The organism is Synechococcus sp. W65.1, from assembly GCF_047461615.1.
Classification (GTDB): Bacteria; Cyanobacteriota; Cyanobacteriia; order Thermostichales; family Thermostichaceae; genus Thermostichus.
On sequence record NZ_JANSHI010000013.1, the window covers coordinates 61345 to 77435 of the forward strand.

At 61.3% G+C, this 16091-nt stretch carries 11 protein-coding genes; 5 read left to right on the forward strand and 6 right to left on the reverse strand.

All coding sequences use genetic code 11. The features are described 5' to 3' along the window. Nucleotides 1-13: 13 nt before the first annotated feature. Both NW806_RS08490 and NW806_RS08495 read left to right on the forward strand, forming a co-directional pair. On the forward strand, nt 14-1795 hold the full coding sequence (locus NW806_RS08490) for an NADPH-dependent assimilatory sulfite reductase hemoprotein subunit (protein WP_414410767.1): 1782 nt from the start codon (nt 14-16) through the stop codon (nt 1793-1795). A 112-nt stretch (nt 1796-1907) separates the two neighbouring features. Further along, nucleotides 1908-2729, forward strand: a complete 822-nt coding sequence (locus NW806_RS08495; protein WP_414410768.1) for a tetratricopeptide repeat protein — start codon at nt 1908-1910, stop codon at nt 2727-2729. A gap of 33 nt (nt 2730-2762) precedes the next feature. Here the strand turns inward: NW806_RS08495 and NW806_RS08500 are convergent, their stop codons facing one another. After that, a complete protein-coding gene (locus NW806_RS08500) occupies nt 2763-3107 on the reverse strand; it encodes an STAS domain-containing protein (RefSeq protein ID WP_414410769.1) in 345 nt (114 codons plus the stop codon). 106 nt (nt 3108-3213) lie between these two features. Between NW806_RS08500 and NW806_RS08505 the strand changes: the two genes are divergently transcribed. The 3 genes from NW806_RS08505 (at nt 3214) to lgt (ending at nt 6525) form a co-directional block, all read left to right on the forward strand. Further along, a complete protein-coding gene (locus NW806_RS08505; RefSeq protein ID WP_414410770.1) occupies nt 3214-4428 on the forward strand; it encodes a glycosyltransferase family 2 protein in 1215 nt (404 codons plus the stop codon). Between the two features lie 193 nt (nt 4429-4621). Then, nucleotides 4622-5314, forward strand: coding sequence for a response regulator transcription factor (locus NW806_RS08510; RefSeq protein WP_414410771.1), 693 nt, complete (start codon nt 4622-4624; stop codon nt 5312-5314). A 92-nt stretch (nt 5315-5406) separates the two neighbouring features. Then, nucleotides 5407-6525, forward strand: coding sequence for a prolipoprotein diacylglyceryl transferase (gene lgt / locus NW806_RS08515; RefSeq protein WP_414410772.1), 1119 nt, complete (start codon nt 5407-5409; stop codon nt 6523-6525). Nucleotides 6526-6613: 88 nt separating this feature from the next. Here lgt and NW806_RS08520 read toward each other — a convergent pair whose 3' ends face one another. The 5 genes from NW806_RS08520 to NW806_RS08540 form a co-directional block, all read right to left on the reverse strand. Next, nucleotides 6614-8467, reverse strand: coding sequence for a tetratricopeptide repeat protein (locus tag NW806_RS08520; protein WP_414410773.1), 1854 nt, complete (start codon nt 8465-8467; stop codon nt 6614-6616). 21 nt (nt 8468-8488) lie between these two features. Beyond that, nucleotides 8489-9970 carry a site-2 protease family protein gene (locus tag NW806_RS08525; protein WP_414410774.1) on the reverse strand — a complete coding sequence of 494 codons (1482 nt, stop codon included), beginning with the start codon at nt 9968-9970 and terminating at the stop codon, nt 8489-8491. Nucleotides 9971-10017: 47 nt separating this feature from the next. Further along, a complete protein-coding gene (gene acsF / locus NW806_RS08530) occupies nt 10018-11109 on the reverse strand; it encodes a magnesium-protoporphyrin IX monomethyl ester (oxidative) cyclase (protein ID WP_414410775.1) in 1092 nt (363 codons plus the stop codon). 100 nt (nt 11110-11209) lie between these two features. Then, on the reverse strand, nt 11210-15799 hold the full coding sequence (locus tag NW806_RS08535; RefSeq protein WP_414410776.1) for a glutamate synthase-related protein: 4590 nt from the start codon (nt 15797-15799) through the stop codon (nt 11210-11212). Between the two features lie 71 nt (nt 15800-15870). After that, the coding region (locus NW806_RS08540) for a hypothetical protein (RefSeq protein WP_414410777.1) at nt 15871-16091 on the reverse strand (221 nt) is incomplete at its 5' end.

Consider the following 16091-nt stretch of genomic DNA (forward strand, 5'->3'; position numbering starts at 1 on the left):
ACTGGGGAATTAGATGACCTCCTCTGCCACCTCCGAAGCCAAGCGCTCCAAAGTAGAGCACATCAAGGCTGAAAGCAACTTTCTGCGGGATCCCTTGCAGCAGGAGTTGGCCCAAGACACTACCCACTTCAGCGAAGCGGCGGTGCAGGTGCTCAAGTTCCACGGTGTCTACCAGCAGGACGACCGGGATCTGCGGCAGCAGCGAAAGCAGGAGGGACTGGAGCGGGCCTACCAGATGATGCTGCGCACCCGCATTCCGGGGGGGCATGTGCCGCCACAGCTCTATTTGACCCTGGATCGGCTGGCCGATGAGTACGGCAACGGCACCTTGCGCGCCACCACCCGACAAACCTTGCAATTACACGGGATCCTGAAGAAAAATCTCAAGGCCACAGTGGCCAGCATTATTCGGCAGATGGGATCCACCCTGGCTGCCTGTGGAGATGTCAACCGCAACATCACGGCGCCGGCTGCCCCCTACAAGAACCGGCCTGCCTACCGCTATGCCCAGGAGTATGCGCGCAAACTGGCAGATCTCCTGGCGCCGAAGACCTCTGCCTACTACGAGATCTGGGTAGATGGGGAGCCAGTTCCCATCGCGCCGGTGGATCCGGAAGTCCGGGAAGCCGAGCAGTTTGTCGGCAATGGGGTAAGGCTGGAAGGGCCGGAGCCTCTGTATGGCCCAGTCTACTTGCCCCGCAAGTTCAAGACCGCCATCACCGTGGCTGGAGAGAACACGGTCGACATCTACGCCCAGGATCTGGGCCTAATTGTGCTTACCGACCGCAAGGGCAACCTCAAGGGCTTTAACATCGTGGTGGGCGGAGGGATGGGGCGCACCCATGGCAAGGAAGAGACGGAGCCCCTTTTGGCCCAGAAACTCTGCTTTGCCCCGCCGGAGACGGTGTATCGGGTTTGCCAGGCAGTCTTGGCCGTGCAGCGGGATCACGGCAACCGCTACGACCGCAAGCAGGCGCGGCTGAAGTATCTTGTGCGCGACTGGGGGATCCACAAGTTTCGCCGCGTGGTCGAGCAGTACTTGGGGGAGAAGCTATTGCCCTTCCGGCGCATGCCTAAGTTTGTCCCCAACAGCGACGACTACCTGGGCTGGCACGAGCAGGGGGATGGCCGTTGGTTTTTGGGCATCTCTATTGAAAATGGCCGCATCCAAGATACGCCGGAGCGGCAGCTCAAAACGGCACTGCGCAAGATCGTGGAGGAATTTGCTCTCCACCTGCGGCTTACCCCCACGCAGGACGTGATCCTCATCGACATCGAGGAGCACCAGCGGGAGGCCATTAACCAGACCCTCAAGTCCCACGGAGTCCCCTCCAAGGAGGAGATCCCGGAGCTGGTGAGGCTGTCCATGGCCTGTCCGGCGCTTCCCACTTGCAGCCTAGCCATCACCGAGTCGGAGCGGGCCCTGCCCAGCTTGATTCGCCAGTTGGATCAGGTGTTGCAGGAGCTGGGGCTACAGGACTCGCCCTTTTTGGTGCGCATGACCGGCTGCCCCAACGGCTGTGCCCGCCCTTACTTGGCGGAGCTGGGATTGGTGGGATCGGCCCCCGATGGCTACTACCAAATCTGGCTGGGGGCCAGCCCGCGAGGGGATCGCTTGGCTCAGCCGTTTCAGGATCGGGTGCATATCAGCCAAATTGTGCCCCTGATGCGGGTTCTCCTGCAGATCTACAAGCAGGAGCGCCAGCCGCAAGAGCGCTTTGGCGACTATTGCCACCGCGTGGGGATCCCTTACCTGCAGGCTCAGGTGCAGCAGCTCCAGCAGGTTCAAAGTTAGGGGAGCTGCCCTTCATGGAGGTCAAAATGAGTTCCTAAGTCTAACCGAGAGGCTGCTGGGCTTCCAAGGGAGCGAATGATAGAGTACAGAGAGATTTTGTGCGAGCTCCTTCATGCCTCAGTCCAAACCTGACAAATCGCCCCTCCGCAAATTCCTAGAAGCCCTGGTGGCGGTGGTCGGCCTAGCGATGTTCCTGGGCTTCTCCTTTGGTCCTATCCTCCAGGCACTAGGGCCTTCGGACTCGCAGGACACCGCTAGCTTGGTTACCGAACAACTGCGGGCCCAGGCGGATGGCTATCGCGCCGTGCTGGAACGGGAGCCGGACAACCCCATTGCCCTGCGGGGACTGGTCGACACGCAACTACAGCTCAACGAGCCGCAAGGGGCAATCGAGCCGCTGAAGAAGCTAGTGGAACTGGAGCCGGAAAATCGGCAACTGCGAGCTTTTTTGGCTCAAATTCAGCGAGATACGGGAGATTTTGAAGGAGCATTGGAGCAGCTCCAAATCCTCTACGACAAGGATCCCAAAGACGGCCAAGTGCTGCAGCAGTTAGTGGAGGTACAGCTAGCCCTGGGCCGCACCTCTGAGGCTATTGCTCTGCTGGAGAAGCATCTGGAAGCAGCGCCCGCAGATCGCGAGGCCCGCTTGCGCTTGGCTTTCGCTTATGCCCGCAACGACCAAACGGAAAAAGCCACAGCCCTCTACGACGAGTTGATTGCGGAGGATCCCAGTGACTATGCCCCGCTCCTGGGCAAAGCGATGGCTCTTAGCTCCGCGACCGACGAAAACCTACGGGCAAAAGCCCCTGAGCTATTTGAGCAAGCAGCCCGCCTGGCCCCGCCCAAGGTGCGGGAGGAAATCCGGCAACAGGCCAAGCTCTATGCCCAAAGAAACCAGCCTCAGGCTGTTGAGAGTCAGGAGACTGCTCCCTGAGGATGCAGCAAAACTTGCGACTAGCCATCCCCCTCAGGCGTCAGAGAGATCCTTGAGGGCCGCTTCCACCGAGGGATAAGTCTTGAAAAGAGAGTCCAGACGGGTAACCTTGAGAACTGTCTTGGCTTTCTCTCCTAAACCGCAGAGCTTGAGATGACAGTCGGCGGCGGCGCAGGCGCGTCTTGCCCACACCAAAGCCGAAACTCCCCTGCTGTCGATCTGCGTAACCTGGCTCAGATCCAGCAAGAGGTGCTTGGGTTTCTTGGCGAGAATCTGACTCAGCTCTTTCTGCACCAAAGCACGCTCCAGCTGTCCTGCAGGAAGCTTGACGAGGGCGACAAGGGATCCCCCGGGGCTAAGCTGAGTGGAAACATCCACAGAGGGCTAAGAAAGAAAAAGCCGAGGGCAAGGGTCACATTGATTCTGAACCAAAGCCACCGGCTTGGGCCTTGCTGGGCAACTTGGAGGTAGGAAGGTAGCTCTAATGGATACGCACGCGATCCCGATGGAGGATGCGGCTGCCTTGGGTTTGTTGGCCCTACAGCTGCCGATGGCGGCGGTGTTGCTGGCCCGGCTGCTGCCCTCTCTGTGGCGTCCTTCTCCTCTCCCTCCTGGTCAACCGGGGATCCCTTTTCCGCCGGGCCTGGTCAGCGTTTTGCTGCCCACCCTCAACGAGGCCGAGCGCCTGGATCCCTGCCTAGAAGGGCTGCACCGCCAGGGAGCGGTCGTGCGCGAGGTACTGGTGGTGGATAGCTGCTCCCAGGATGGCACCCGCGAAAAAGTGCTGCAGATGGCCAAGCGGGATCCCCGCTTTCGCCTCTTGACCGACGATCCCCTGCCCAGCGGCTGGGTGGGTCGTCCCTGGGCTTTACACTACGGCTTTCTCCAGGCGGATCCCGCTTCTGAGTGGATCTTGGGCATTGATGCCGATACCCGCCCCCAGCCGGGCTTGGTGGAGCGCTTGCTGGAAACTGCCCAGGCCAAAGGGCTGGATCTCCTCACCCTGGCGCCGCAGTTTATCCTGCAGCACTGGGGGGAAGGCTGGCTCCAACCAGCTCTTTTGGCAACCCTAATTTACCGCTATGGAGCGCCAGGGGACACTGCTACCCTGCCAGAGCGGACGATGGCCAATGGGCAGTGCATGTTGGTGCGCCGCTCGGTGCTAGAAGCCATGAACGGCTACACGCTGGCGCGGGCCTCCTTCTGCGACGATGTCACCCTGGTGCGGCAGATTGCGGCAGCCGGCTTTAAGGTAGCTTTCTGCAACGGTCGGCACCTGCTCAAGGTGCGCATGTACACTTCTTTGGCCGAAACTTGGCGGGAGTGGGGCCGATCCCTGGACTTGAAAGATGCCACTCCTGCAGCCCAACTGTGGGGGGATATCGCCCTACTTGTGCTTACCCAGGGGATCCCAGTCTTAGCGGTTGGGGGTCTGGGGCTCAAGGCCGGGCTGGGGTTCCCCTTTTCCCTAACGGAGCAGGTGCTGCTGGGTCTTAACCTGGGCCTAGTTGCCTTGCGACTGGGAGTCCTTGTGGGCATTCGCGGCTCCTACCAAGATCCCCCCTGGACGTTTTGGGCTTCGCCGCTGGCGGATCCCTTGGCCGTCCTGCGAGTGATCCTGTCGGCCCTTAGCCGCCCTCGCTCTTGGCGCGGGCGCACCTACTCGTCATCAGCCGAGCGTAGGAGGAGTGGGGGTTAATCTAAGTGTTCGCCACCCTCGGTTTCGGGGATAGCTGGGAGATCCTGTAGCTGCAGCAAATCTCTCCTTCAGGCAGCAGCCGCTTGTGGGACACGTAGCTGGCGCAGGCTTCACGTTACCCCGCCTGTCAATCCCTACGGCTAAGGTATGCTGGTGGGCAGGGAGCCGATTTCCCGCCTCTTCTGGAGAGAATATGCCCGAGCCGGAATCCTCCTCTGCCCACATTCTGGTGATCGAAGATGAGGCCAAGTTGGCCCGTTTCCTGGAAACTGGGCTGGCCCATGAAGGGTACCGAGTCAGCGTGGTCGGCGATGGCACGGCGGGGCTGGCGGCAGCCCACACCCAAAACCCCGACTTGGTGCTCTTGGACTGGATGTTGCCCGGGATCTCGGGGTTGGAAGTTTGTCGCCAGTTGCGCTTGACGGGCAACCGCGTGCCGGTGGTGCTAATGACGGCTAGCGATGAGGTGGCAGCTCGGGCGGCAGGGCTGGAGGCCGGGGCGGATGATTACGTCGTGAAACCCTTTAGCCTTCAGGAGTTACTGGCGCGGATACGGATCTATTTGCAGCACCCCAAGGGATCCCCCCATGGCCAGTTGGTGTTCATGGATCTAACCCTGGATCCCGTGACACGGGAGGTGAGGCGGGGAGAGCGCCAGGTGGAGCTGACCGCTAAAGAATACGAGCTGTTGCGCTACCTCATGGAACATCCCCGCCAGGTGCTCACCCGCCAGCAGATTCTGGAGCATGTGTGGGGACATAACTTTGCAGGCGACTCTAACATCATCGAGGTTTACATTCGCTACTTGCGTCTTAAGATCGAAGCTCTAGGAGAGAAGCGCCTCATCCAGACGGTGCGCGGGGTAGGCTACGTGTTGCGAGACTAAGAGCGCGACCGGAAAATTCGTCCTACTGGCGCGGCGTGGAAGCTAACTGCTGGAACTAAGTTGGGGGATTGGGGGTGCAGAGCGTGCTTGGGATGAATCTACGGGGTACTGAGCTGCTAGGCCTTACTTTTAGCTCGCCCGGAGAATTTGTCTTCCGCTTTCCCCCCAGCACTCCCCTGGTGGGCGGGCTAGGTTTGCGCTGGTACGGCCTGCTGATGGGCATTGCCGTGTTGGTTGGCCTAATCCTGACCAAAGCCCTAGCGGAGGCCCGTCACCTCGAGAAAGAGCCAGGCAAGGCCGGCGAGCGGGTCGAGGCCCTGGCCCTGTGGCTAGTGGTGTCGGGGTTTCTGGGCGCCCGCCTCTACTACGTCCTCACCCATTGGTCAGAGTTCCAAGACAATCCCCTCTTGGCCTTTGCCATCTGGCGGGGAGGCATCATCATCCACGGTGGGATCTTGGCAGGGGCGCTTGCCCTTTACCTCTATTGCCGCGCCACCGGGATCAACGGGTGGAAGTACGCCGATGTACTCACCCCTGGCTTGATCTTGGGCCAAGCCATTGGGCGCTGGGGCAATTTTTTCAACTCCGAGGCCTACGGTGCCCCCATTCCTCCTGACAGCAGTTGGCCTTTGCGGATATATATCCCTCCCGAGGCCCGCGAGCCGGAACACAGCCAGTTTGAGTTTTTTCACCCCATCTTCTTTTACGAAAGCCTCCTTAACCTGGTTCTGTTTGCCCTCTTGATGGGGATGTTCTGGCGCTTTCCCAAGCTTAAGGATGGCACTTGGGTCTGGACCTATGTCGTCGGCTACAGCCTGATTCGCATCCCCTATGAAATCTTACGCGTGTCGGCGGTGGCCTATCTGCCGGGAACTTCCGTTAAGGCTGCCTATGTGGCCAGCGCCGTAGGCCTAGTGCTCGGGATCGGGATGCTAATCTACATGTACCGGCTGCGCTTTGATCCCGACCTGGAACAATTAGCCGCTTGGCTAGCCGAACAGGCGGGGCTGGAGCTGGAAACAGCTGCAGACCTTGTGCAGCGGGCTTGGGCCATCCAGCAACAACATCGCCGTGCCGACTTGCTGGATCGCGTCACCCTAGCCATGCCCCATTTTTCCAGCGCGGTTGCTCCCCACCTCTCTTTAGGCCAGCGGGAGCTATTGATGCGGCAACTGCTCTGCCGTTTGGAAGGTCGGGACTCCGGCCAGTAAACTCCCCCTCAGCTCTTCAGAGTTTGCAGCCACGCTTCCAGGGCGCGGATGGGGGCGGGATCCCGGTAGACCTGCTCCTGACGGGCTTTTACCTGCCGGCCCACTTCCTCACGCCAGCGGTCGTCCAAGCCCAGCCGCACGGCAATCTGAACGTACTCATCCAGGCTAGAAGCAATGGTTTCGTGGAGCTCCATTTGCTGCAGGATGGCGTAGGTATGGCGGCCCGCATCAGGGATCCCGGCAAGGTAACAATGGGCAGGCCGTGGGGCAAGGCTTCCAGGGTGGTGTTGCCGCCAGACCAGCCGATGCTGTCTAGGTAAACATCCCCCAGGGCGTTGTAGGCGGCATATTCGGCGGGCGAGAGCTCCGGCAGCAGCAGCACATAGTCTTCGGCGGCCAGGCCGTAGGCGCGGAAGGCTCGCTGCAGCCGTTGCCAAAAGCGCTGGCGGATCCCTTGGGAAAGGCGGCCCTGGAGGAATAGGAATTGACACCGCCCCACCTCCCGGGCAATGCGGGGGAACACCTCGTCGTATTGGGGCAGGTATTTGAACAAGGATTGGGCACAAAGGTAGAGCACCCTGTCAGGATCCACCCCCCAGGCCTGCCAGTCCACAGAGGCAGGTGCAACCTCCGAGGGGATGTAGTAGGTGCCGAGGCCGGGCAGGAGCAGGAGCTGCTCAGTGTAGTGGCTGGCCCCGTCCGGCGGTTCCATCAGCTCGCTGCTGATGAAGACATCCATTGTTGGTAGACCGGAAGTTTGGGGATGGCCCCAGGCCATGGCCTGTACCGGCGCCAAACGCAGGGCAGCCAGTTGAGCGCAGACCGGGTCGATGCCCACTTCTGGGTAGAGGAGCACGTCCAGTTGGGCCTCTCGAATGACTGCCTGCCACTCCATTAAGCTGCGGGATCCGGCCACAAACTGCTCAAAGCGAGAGGGCAGGGAGCGCGTGATCTCGTCTTGGATGGCCGAGGTGTGGAAGCCGTAGAGGGCCACTTGGGAGCGATCCAAAGCTTCTACCCAGCCGCGAGTTAGGATCTTCCAAACCGAGTGATCCCGGAACAGGCCGGAGACGATGCCTACCCGAAGCCGCCCAGGACGTCGCTGCCGGGGAAGGGGAGACTGGGGGTAGCGAGCCGCCATGACCTCCCCCACTAGGGATCCGTACAGTTGCTGCAGCTCGCGGTCGTTCTGGCCCTGGTAGGGCAAAAAGAAAGGCTGGACAGAGCCGACGCCGGCAGCCGCTTGCTCCAGGGTTTCTGGATCCCGCGGCAGTTGCTCCCAGCGGGCCTTGACCTCTTCTAGGGCCTGGCGGTAGCGCTGGCGAGCGCTTGCTATCTGTTCCGGGGCGTCGTAGAGCAGGGGCAACTGGCTGACACACCAGCCCAGGGCGGCGGCCAAGTCGGCTGGATCCGCTTGCCAGAGTTGGTAGAACAGCTTGGCCGCTTCCTCCTCTTGCCCGCAATCGCGCAACAAGATGGCCAGGATATGGGCAGCATCGGTAAAGCCCGGCTGCAACTCCAGAGCCTGCAGCAGCGGCACCAGCGCCGCCTCCCACTCCCCCTGCTGCCGTAGCACCAGGCCTAGCTGGTACAGGACCTCTGGATCCGGCCCCCCCTGCTCCAACGCCTGCTGGAGGTGAGCTTTTGCCTCCTCCAGGTAACCTACCTGCTTGAGGGCAATTGCCAGATTGTAGTGGGCGTCGGGAAACCACGGCTGCTGCGCCAAGGCCTGCTGCATCAGGGCAATGGCTTCCTCCAGGACTCCCTGCTGCTGTCGGCAGACCCCCAAAAGGTGCAGCGCTTCCGGGTGGGCGGGCCGGGCCTGCAACACCTGTTGGTAGAGGGAGATGGCCTCTTCCAGTTGCCCCCGCTGGTGATGGTGGACAGCCTGAACCCGCAGGGCCTGCAGGTGCTTTTCTTGGTCCTCTCGGCTGGGGCCCAAGCCTTTTCCTGGCAGCGACATTTAGCCGTTGGGGAGGTTGAGGAAGCCCGCCAAGGCGGGGGCAATTGGCAGCAGGGTCATCACCATCAAAAAGAGGGCTAGCAGCGCCAAGGCATCCCGCTGGCCGTCGGTTTCCGTAATCTCATCTTGCGGGGGACGCTCCGGCTCACGAGCAATAAAGAGAATGAGCAGCGCCCAGTAGAGGGCCAAGACGTTGCTGATGGCTGCCACGGCCAACGCAATGAGGGTAATCACCGTGGCGCGGGCTGCTGTCTTACGCCCATACACGGCCTGCACAATGCGACCCCCGTCCAACTGGCCAGCAGGCAGCAGGCTCAAGGCGGTGATGGCCAGCCCAATCCAGCCTACGGCCACGAAGGGGTGAATGGGCACCAGCTCCGCCTGCAGCTGGGATCCCAGCACCAGCCGCGCCAGGGTGCCCACCAGGATGGAGCTGCGAAAGATCTCCGTAGGCACGTACACGCCTCCAGCGCCCGAGAGCTTCAGGCCAACCAGGAGCACCACCAAGGAAAGGAGGCCGCCCGCTGCTGGTCCAGCAAAGGCGATGTCGAAGAGGGCCTTGCGGTTGGGCACCGGCGATTGGATGCGGTTTAGGGATCCCAGCGTGCCAATCCCTAGGCTGGGGATAACAAAAGCGGGGCTGAGGCGCACCCCATACCTGCCGGCCATCCAGCGGTGTCCGGTCTCGTGCACCAGCAAAATGGCAAAGATCCCAGCTGCCACGGGCAGAGCTTCCACCCAGCGCCCTGGCGCCTCCAACAGCCGGAAGCCCAGCAAGTTGGCCCCCACCTCTAGGGTGGCCAGAAAGCTAGCTAGCATTAGGCCTGCGGCCAGAATCTGGGCTCCCCTCGAGGCGCGGTAGTTAACTATCTCGTCTGGCAGAACCACCACCGCCGGCTTTTCCGAGGCATCCTCGACCAAAAACAGTTGGTAGCGGCTGCCCACGCGCTCTTTGAGCTTTTCCACCAGTAGGGGTACGACCACCTCGGCGTCCCCGCGGAGGTTGCCCTTAAAGATGGCCCCCTCCCCATAGGGGATGGTTTCAGTAACAAAAAAGGTGTCCAGGCTGAAGATGGACTGAATAGCTTGCAAATCCTCGGTGGAGATCTTGCGCAGAAACCCTGCTGGCTCCGCCGCAGCCTGGGTCGACGCCTCCGCTGCCCCTTCTGGTTGCCCCTCTAAACTAGCCAACTGCTGCCGCCGCGCTTGCAGCTCCTGCTGGGCCAACTGGCGGGTTTTGCGCCCCACGGCAATGTAGAGCCCCGTAAACACCAGCAAGAGCAGCAAGAAGCCGGCAAAGTTGAGGTAAACCCCCACCAGCAGCAGCCCCAGGAAGATCACCCACGGCAAAAGGAGCAGGGATCCCTGCAGCCACATCCAGACGGCTAGGGATCCCCGTCGGCGGGCTCGCCAGAAGCCCCAACCCAAAAAGGCCAGCGTTCCCAGCAAAAAGAGCGGTGTAATCTCAGCAGCAATGTTCATGGCTGACCTAGCAAGGCTGTACGGGTATCCAGCTAGGGCAAGAGGGCTTAGGCGGAAACGGCTGCTCCTTCAAAACGAGGCTCTGGCTCCTCCCACAGGTAGAAGCCAGCTTTGCGCGGCTTGAGCAGAAATAGCCGCAGGAACTGGTAGGCGTTGTTGAGGTAAAGCGGCAGCTTGCGCAGACCCTTGAAGGGGCCAGATCCCCGCTCAATCTCCCTCAGTTTGGCGTTGTTGGCTATACACTTCTGCAGCCGCCGCACAAACTCAGGGTTTTCCACATCCAATACCACTGGGAACACCTTAGCCGCCTCGCGGTTGGTTTTGTAGATCACCTCCATGTCATAGGCATGGGGATCCAGGCCGAGGAGGCGGTAGAAACCCGGGCGCTCGCCCACGTCGTTGAGGTACATGGTGGCAAACACCGACAGCAAGAAGAAGCGGCACCAGAGCTCAGCCACCCATCCCTTGAGCAGTCGCGGCTGGCTAAGAAGCATGAGGGCAAAGAAGTCGCCGTGGCGGTTCTCGTCCTGGCACCAGTTCTTGAAGAAATTGAAGATGGGGTAGATGCGATTTTCGGGATGGGCCTCTAGGTGGCGGTAGATGAGGATGTAGCGCCAGTAGCCAATCTTCTCAGACAGATAAGTGGCGTAGAAGATAAAGCGGGGCGCGAAATAGGTGTAGGACTTGTGCTTGGTCAAAAAGCCTAGATCAAAGGCCATGTTGAAGTCACCCATGGCCCGGTTGAGGAAGCCGGCGTGGCGGGCTTCATCCCGGCTCATGAGGGCAAAGCACTCGGCCAAAATTGGGTTAGTCTCCTTCAGCCGGCGGGAGAGCTCCTTATAGAGCAGGAAGCCAGAGAACTCTGCCGTGCAGGAGCGCTCCAAGAACTCCACAAACAGCCGCCGTGCTTCCGGATCGAGGCAACTTTCCCAGTCCTGGCTAAACTCCTCGCCGCGGACAAAGTGGTGGCGGTTGTAGTCGGCGCGAAACTCCTCCAGAATGGCTCGGAAGTCAGCCTCCCGATCCCCTAGGCTCATCTTGCCAATGGCTTCGAAATCGGTGGTGTAGAAGCGCGGTGTTAGGATAGTCTCCTTGGGTACTCGCGCCTGAATCTTGGCGGCTTCCAGGCTGGAACTCATAGGTGGCTAAAGCAGATAAAAACCAGCTACACCCTCGCAGTTTACCAGTTCCCTTAGCTGCCGTGGGGATAAGAAGTGTTACCAACAGACCCTGAAACTCCTACGACTGCACTGCCGCTGGCTGGGATCGGGCGGGATCCGTTAGCTCACTGCCCTCTTCGGAAGGGGGAACCACCTGCCAGAAGAGGGGCAGGTAGCGCTCCCAGTTCTTGAGGATGCGCTCAGCTTTGGGAGAATGGGTGCGGCGGTAGTGCTCCTGGACCAGGCCCTTGAGTTGCGCTTCCGCTGCTGCGGTTTGCACCCGCTGAATGCGCACGATCTCGCCGTTGACCTTGGCGGGGAAGTTGCCCTCCTCATCTAGCACGTAGGCCAGGCCGCCGGTCATGCCCGCCCCCAGGTTGCGGCCCACCCGGCCCAGCACCACCACCACGCCGCCGGTCATGTATTCGCAGCAGTGGTCGCCAGCCCCCTCGACGACTGCCTGGGCACCGGAGTTGCGTACGGCAAAGCGCTCTCCCGCCTGGCCGTTGGCAAACAGGGATCCGCCCGTGGCCCCATACAGGCAGGTGTTGCCCAGGATCACGTTTTCCGCCGGATCCCGCGGGGCTTCTGGGGGGGCTAGAACGATGATCTCTCCGCCGCACATGCTCTTGCCCACATAGTCGTTGGCTTCTCCCGTCAGGGTGAGGCGCATGCCCGCTAGGGTAAAGGCCCCAAAGCTCTGGCCGGCCGTGCCCACAAAGCGCAGATCCAGCAGCCCCCCCTGCTGGGCAAAGCCCGCATCCCCATACCGCCGAGCCAGGGTGCCGGCGATGCGCCCGCCCACACAGCGGTCGGTGTTCGCGATGGGGAGTTCCAACGTGGCTGTGCCGCAGGTCTCAATAGCCTTTTGCACCTCGGGCCGGGCCAGGATCTGCTCGTCCAGCACCGGGCCATTGGAGTGCACCGGCTCATGGTCTAGCCACTCGGGCTGACGGTGAGGATCAAAGCCAGGAGGAGTCCGCAGCAGACAGTCCAACTGGAGAGACTGGGTTTTTTCCAAAGCCACGTCGGCGCGGGGGCAAAGCAGATCCACCCGCCCAATGACCTCTTTGAGGGAGCGGTAGCCTAGGCGGGCTAGGATCTGGCGCACCTCCTCGGCCACAAAGGTAAAGAAAGTTACTACCTGATCTGGAGTGCCAGGGAAGCGCTTGCGCAGCTCCTCCTTTTGGCTCGTCACCCCCACCGGGCAGTTGTTGGTGTGGCACACCCGCGCCATGATGCACCCCTCGGCAATCATGGCTACGGTTCCAAAGCCAAACTCCTCCGCTCCCAGCATGGCCGCCATCACCACCTCCCAGCCGGTGCGCAGGCCGCCATCCACCCGCAAAATCACTCGCTGCCGCAGGCCGTTTTCCAAGAGGGCGTGATGCACCTCCACTAAGCCCAGCTCCCAGGGTGAGCCTGCGTGTTTGATGGAGCTGAGAGGGGAAGCCCCTGTGCCTCCCTCGTGGCCAGAGATCTGGATGATGTCGGCATTGGCTTTGGCTACCCCTGCTGCCACCGTGCCGATGCCCACCTCCGCCACCAGTTTCACCGACACTTGCGCCTGGGGGTTGACCTGGTGGAGGTCGAAGATCAACTGGGCCAGATCCTCGATGGAGTAGATGTCGTGGTGGGGCGGCGGCGAGATCAGGGTTACCCCTGGCTTGGAGCGGCGCAGCTTGGCAATGTAGGGGCTGACCTTTGAGCCGGGCAGTTGCCCGCCCTCGCCTGGCTTGGCGCCCTGGGCAATCTTAATCTCGATTTGCTGCGCGTTGACCAAGTACTCAGGGGTTACGCCAAAGCGGCCCGAGGCCACCTGCTTCACTGCCGAGCTGGCGTTGTCCCCCATGCGCAAGCCCCTAAGGTGAGGGAACCGCGCCGAGGTTCCCTCCGGCGTCACATCGGTGATGGGGAGGTAGCGCTCTGGGTCCTCTCCGCCCTCGCCGGAGTTAGACTTGCCACCGATGCGGTTCATGGCAATGGCTAGGGTCTCGTGGGCTTCGCGGCTGAGGGCCCCTAGCGACATCCCCCCCGTGGTAAAACGCTTGAAGATGGCTGTAACGGGCTCTACCTCTTCCAGGGGAATGGGATCCCGGTCGCTGCGAAAGTCAAGCAGATCCCGTAGGGCCGTGGGGGGGCGGTTGCGCAAATAGGCCCGGTAGATCTCGTAGTGATCGGGCTGTCCAGAGGCGATGGCCCTGTGCAGCAGCTTGGCCATTTCTGGGCTATTGATGTGGTACTCGCCCTTAGGCCGCGCTTGGATAAAGCCAAAGTTCTCCAGCTTTTTCGAGGTGAGCTGGGGGAAGGCCCGCTGGTGATTTACCATGCCCTCGCGAGCCAAGTCCGCCAGCGTCATTCCCCCCACCTGCGACACCGTGCCGCGGAAGGCCAGGTCAATCACCTCTTGGCTGAGACCGATGGCCTCGAAGATCTGGGCCCCGTGGTAGCTGGAGAGGAGGGAAATGCCCATCTTGGAGAGGATCTTGAGCAACCCCGCCTCAATGGCTGCCCGGTACCGCAATTGGGCTTCGGCCACAGAAATCTGGGGCAGCTTGCCACTGGCCATCTGGGTCTGGGTCTTGGGCTTGTGCCACCACTGGCGCACCGCCTCGTAGGCCAGGTAGGGGCAGACGGCGCTGGCCCCGTAGCCAATTAGGCAAGCAAAGTGGTGGGTACTCCAGCACTGGGCTGTCTCCACCACCAGAGAAGCGCGTAGGCGCAGCCCCTCCTGGATGAGGTGATGGTGGACGGCTCCCACGGCTAGCAGGGGGGGGATCAAGGCCTGCTCAGCGCTGAGGCCCCGATCCGAGAGGATTAAGATCTCTGCTCCCTCCCGCACTGCTTGCGCTGCCTCTTGGCACAGGGCCCGCACTTGGGCAGCCATTCCTGCTGGCCCGGCGGCGATTGGGTAGAGGGTCGGCAACGTGCGGCAAGGAAAGGGCGTGCGCTGCAGGGCGGCCAGCTCCGCCTCGTTGAGCACGGGGCTGCGTAGGTGCAGCAGGCGAGCATGCTCGGGCCGGATCTGCAGCAGGTTGCCTTTGGAGCCCAGGTACATGTCCAAAGACATCACCAAGCTTTCCCGCAGGGGATCGATGGGGGGGTTGGTCACCTGGGCAAAGCGCTGCTTGAAGTAGTCATAAAGGGGGTGGGGCTGGGTGGAGAGCACCGCCAGCGGCGCATCATCCCCCATGCTGAAAACCGGCTCTTTGCCTGTGGCCGCCATCTCCTCGATGATCATCTCCACGTCTTCCAAGGAGTAGCCGCAGGCCGTTTGCAGCTGGAGGAGTTGCTCCTCGGTAAGCTGCGGGGCGCTCTCAAAGTCTTGGCTAGGAAGCTGAACGCGGTAAGTCTTCAACCACTCTCCATAGGGGTGCTGAGCTGCCACCTGGGTCTTGATCTCCCAGTTTTTGTAGAGCTGGCCGCTTTGCAGATCCACCATGAGCATCTGCCCTGGCCCCAGCCGCCCCTTTTCTAGGATCTCGGCTTCCGGCAGGGAAACCACCCCCGCTTCCGAGGCGACCACCAGCAATCCATCGCGGCTAAGGGCGTAGCGGGCCGGGCGTAGGCCATTGCGATCCAGCGTGGCTCCAATAGTCTTGCCGTCGCAGAAGACCACCATGGCCGGCCCATCCCATGCTTCCTGCAGGCCGGCAAAAAACTCGTAGAAGTCGGCCACTTCGGGATGATTGGCTAACTCCGGCTGGTGGCGGTAGGCCTCCGGGATCAGCACCATCATTGCCTGCTGGCTGGAGTAGCCCGAGGCAATCAAGAGCTCGAAGACCGCGTCCAGGCCTGCTGAGTCGCTGGTGCCGGGGTCAATGACGGGTTTGAGCTCCTCAATAGCCTCGCCCCAAAAGGGATGGGCCAAAGAGGACTCGCGGGCAGCCATCCAGTTGACATTGCCCAGGTAGGTATTGATCTCGCCGTTGTGGCAGAGGTAGCGGAAGGGTTGGGCCAGGGACCACCGGGGCAGGGTGTTGGTGCTGAAGCGGCGGTGGTAGGTGGCGTAGGCAGTGGTGTAGAGGGGGTTTTGTAGATCGCGGTAAAACTGGCCCAGCGCGGCTGACTGCACCATGCCCTTGTAGACAATCAGCCGGCAGGAGAGGGAGGCAAAGTAGAGGGAATGAAAGCCAAACCGGCTCTCCACCTGTCGCCGCAGGCGCCGCCGCAAGAGGTAAAGCTGCCGCTCCAGCTCGTCTCCCTCCAGCGTGGGGTGAGTAAGCAGCATCTGCCAGATGGAGGGCAGGGTCTGCCGTGCCATCGGCCCCAGGCAGTCTGGATTGACTGGCACCTGGCGCCAGATGGGCTGCCCCCACTCCGTAGTAGCCAAGTAGTCGTCGATGAGCTGGCGCACTGCCTGGCACTCAGCGGGATCCTGAGGCAAAAACAGCATGCCCACTGCACTGCGGCTGGGATCCCAAGCTCGAATGGCCTCAAGCTCTGCCTGCAGCAGCTTCCAGGGAATAGCTGTAGCAATACCGGCTCCATCCCCACTTTGGCTGTCCCCGCCGCAGCCGCCGCGGTGCTCCATGCAGGCAAGGGCAGCGAGGGTTTTTTGCAGCAGCTCGTGGCTGGCTCTTCCCTGGCGATCTACCAAAAACCCAACGCCACAGCTATCCCGCTCTTGGAAGTGCCAGCTTGCGTTCAGGATGGGAGCCGGATTCATAGGGTGAAGAAACAGTCTTGGAGCAGTCCACGCCTTTTGAGATATGGAAGACTAGCATATCGCAATCAATCCTACAGGAAAAGGGGGCAGACCCAAGGCAGGCTGGACTTTGCCGATGGGGAAAGAAAGGCCAAAAGGTTTGCTATGAACAAAACCAGGGCAAATGCCCCAGCTTGCCTTGGTTCGCCTGGTTGCCAAGTGGCAATTTTTTTACCTTTTTTACCTAAAGAAGTCGGGAAATACATTTCGCAGATTAGAGAGCTGCTCGTTAAAGCAGGTGAGGCGATCCCCA

What these genes read in the sequence shown, in the direction of transcription:
- NW806_RS08525 (WP_414410774.1), bottom strand. Translation starts at nt 9,970, where the DNA reads ATGAACATTGCTGCTGAGATTACACCGCTCTTTTTGCTGGGAACGCTG.
- lgt (WP_414410772.1), top strand. Translation starts at nt 5,407, where the DNA reads ATGAATCTACGGGGTACTGAGCTGCTAGGCCTTACTTTTAGCTCGCCC.
- NW806_RS08490 (WP_414410767.1), top strand. Translation starts at nt 14, where the DNA reads ATGACCTCCTCTGCCACCTCCGAAGCCAAGCGCTCCAAAGTAGAGCAC.
- NW806_RS08495 (WP_414410768.1), top strand. Translation starts at nt 1,908, where the DNA reads ATGCCTCAGTCCAAACCTGACAAATCGCCCCTCCGCAAATTCCTAGAA.
- NW806_RS08510 (WP_414410771.1), top strand. Translation starts at nt 4,622, where the DNA reads ATGCCCGAGCCGGAATCCTCCTCTGCCCACATTCTGGTGATCGAAGAT.
- NW806_RS08505 (WP_414410770.1), top strand. Translation starts at nt 3,214, where the DNA reads ATGGATACGCACGCGATCCCGATGGAGGATGCGGCTGCCTTGGGTTTG.
- acsF (WP_414410775.1), bottom strand. Translation starts at nt 11,109, where the DNA reads ATGAGTTCCAGCCTGGAAGCCGCCAAGATTCAGGCGCGAGTACCCAAG.
- NW806_RS08535 (WP_414410776.1), bottom strand. Translation starts at nt 15,799, where the DNA reads ATGAATCCGGCTCCCATCCTGAACGCAAGCTGGCACTTCCAAGAGCGG.